Here is a 2,518-nt window from a genome sequence, read left to right on the forward strand (position 1 = left end):
TGCCGATCCTGGTCGGCATTGCCCTGCAGATGCGGGCGCTCGCCATCCTGCTCGACATCAAATCCCTGCAGCGCATCATTCATGACCGCGCCAGCCGGATATTCATCGCCGGCCTCATCTTCACAGCCAGCGGCGTCGGACTGGCCATCCTGCTCGATTTCTTCGACATAGCGGCCAAGAGCGCGCTGCCGGGCGTATGACCGCGAGAAATCGCGGAGCGATTTTCTCTTGATCAATCGGCTCTTGCGCCGCCGATCATCTTCGTCACCTCGGCCGCGGCCTCGCGCACCAGCGGGCCGATCTCGGCAAGGCGCTCAGGCGTCACCCTAACGGTTGGGCCGGACACCGAAACGCCGCCGATCGGCTCGCCGAACTCATTGAAAATGGCGGCGGCCACACAGCGCATGCCGGGATGGCGTTCCTCGTCGTCGACCGACCAGCCGCGATGCTTGATGGTCGCCAGATCGTGGGCCAGCGCCGAGATGTCGGAGAGCGTCTTGTCGGTGTAGCGCTGCAGGCCTGCCTTGCGCAGGATGGCGGCGACCCGCTCGGGCTCGAGATGCGCCAGCACCGCCTTGCCGATGCCCGAAGCATGGAAGGAACTGCGCGTGCCCGGCCGGAAGAAGGCGCGGATCGCCTGATGCGTCTCGACCTGGCTGACGAAGACCACGCAATCGTCCTCGGCAACGCCGAGATTGGCCGTCTCGCCGGTTTTCTCCATCAATTCCTGCATGACGACGCGGGCGCGGTCGACCAGTTTCCTGCGGCGCAGGAAGGCAGCGCCCATGCGATAGGTCTCGACGCCGATCGACCAAAGCTGGTCGGTCGTGTCGAATTCGACCATGCCGTGGTTCTCCAGCGTCGTCAGCATGCGGTAGGCGGTGGAGGCGGCAATCCCGCTGCGCGCCGCGATCTCGCTCAAGGACAGCCCGCTGGCGTCGGCGACGATCGCCAGGATGCGCAGCGCCCGGTCGAGCGACTGCACGGACGTCGCCTCGGACGGACCATTGAAAGCGCGCGGCCGCCCGCGCTGGCGCTTTTCGCTTGTTTCCATACGCCTATTCTGGCCGATTTCCGACCGAACGCAATGAAAAAGTATTTCACGAATTTCCGAAAGTGATTTTCTGGAAAACAGAAAGGGTAGCGAAATCAGATGGTAAGAGAGGTTTTCTAGAAATGAAAAAATATTCTGAAAAAATTGAAAAATAGAGAGCGCGCTGGCATTCTCAGGCCAGTAAACAAATTCTCGGAGGCTTGAAATGGCCAGGATGCGCGCTGTCGACGCCGCGGTTCTCGTTCTTGAAAAGGAAGGCATCACCAATGCCTTCGGCGTGCCGGGCGCGGCGATCAACCCGCTTTATTCGGCGCTGAAGGCGCGCGGCACCATCCGCCATGTGCTCGCGCGCCATGTCGAGGGTGCCTCGCACATGGCCGAAGGTTTTACGCGGGCCAAGGCCGGCAATATCGGGCTCTGCATCGGCACCTCAGGGCCGGCCGGCACCGACATGATCACCGGGCTCTATTCGGCCTCGGCGGATTCCATTCCAATCTTGTGCATAACTGGCCAAGCTCCCCGCGCGCGCCTCAACAAGGAGGATTTCCAGGCCGTCGACATCGCGGCGATCGCAGCGCCCGTCGCCAAATGGGCGGTCACGGTCATGGAACCCTATCTGGTGCCGATGGCGCTGCAGAAGGCGTTCCACCTGATGCGCTCCTCGCGGCCGGGCCCGGTGCTGATCGACCTGCCGGTCGACGTGCAGCTCGCAGAGATCGAATTCGACATCGACGCCTACGAGCCGCTCGCTCCGTTCAAGCCGGCGATGACGCGCGCCCAGGCCGAGAAGGCGCTGGCGATGCTCAACCAGGCGGAAAAGCCGCTGATCGTCGCCGGCGGCGGCATCGTCAACGCCGATGCTTCCGACTTGCTGATCGAGTTCGCCGAAGTCACCGGCGTGCCGGTCATCCCGACGCTGATGGGTTGGGGTTCGATCCCCGACGACCACCGGCTGATGGCCGGCATGTGCGGCCTGCAGACCTCGCATCGCTACGGCAACGCGACGATGCTTGAAGCCGATTTCGTCTTCGGCATCGGCAACCGCTGGGCCAACCGCCACACCGGCTCGGTCGACGTCTACACCAAGGGCAAGAAATTCGTCCATGTCGACATCGAGCCCACTCAAATAGGCCGCGTCTTCGCGCCGGACCTCGGCATCGTCTCGGATGCGGGCGCGGCGCTGAAGATGCTGCTCGATGTCGCCACCGAATGGCGGATGGCCGGCAAGCTGCGCGACTGGTCGGGCTGGGCCAAGGAATGCCAGCAGCGCAAGAAGACGATGAAGCGCAAGACGCATTTCGAGCAGGTGCCGCTGAAGCCGCAGCGCGTCTATGAAGAGATGAACAAGGCTTTTGCCCGCGACACCACCTATGTCACCACGATCGGCCTTTCGCAGATCGCCGGCGCGCAGTTCCTGCATGTCTATAAGCCGCGCAACTGGATCAATTGCGGCCAGGCCGGCCC

2 protein-coding genes and 1 pseudogene are annotated in these 2,518 nt (G+C 63.1%); 2 read left to right on the forward strand and 1 reads right to left on the reverse strand.

The features are described from left to right. Window positions 1-200: pseudogene (locus EOA29_RS32795) on the forward strand (hypothetical protein); the annotation flags it as partial. A 32-nt stretch (window positions 201-232) separates the two neighbouring features. On the opposite strand, the gene bhcR reads toward EOA29_RS32795, so the two are convergent. Continuing rightward, the gene (gene bhcR / locus EOA29_RS32800; protein ID WP_126094133.1) at window positions 233-1,054 is read right to left on the reverse strand and encodes an HTH-type transcriptional regulator BhcR; all 822 of its coding nucleotides are present in this window, start codon (window positions 1,052-1,054) and stop codon (window positions 233-235) included. 205 nt (window positions 1,055-1,259) lie between these two features. On the opposite strand from bhcR, the gene gcl reads away from it, so the two are divergent. Next, on the forward strand, window positions 1,260-2,518 hold a 1,259-nt coding region (gene gcl / locus EOA29_RS32805; protein WP_127222167.1), incomplete at its 3' end, for a glyoxylate carboligase.

Origin of the sequence: Mesorhizobium sp. M1E.F.Ca.ET.063.01.1.1, assembly GCF_003998155.1 — a bacterium.
GTDB lineage: Bacteria > Pseudomonadota > Alphaproteobacteria > Rhizobiales > Rhizobiaceae > Mesorhizobium.

What these genes read in the sequence shown, in the direction of transcription:
- bhcR (WP_126094133.1), bottom strand. Translation starts at nt 1,054, where the DNA reads ATGGAAACAAGCGAAAAGCGCCAGCGCGGGCGGCCGCGCGCTTTCAAT.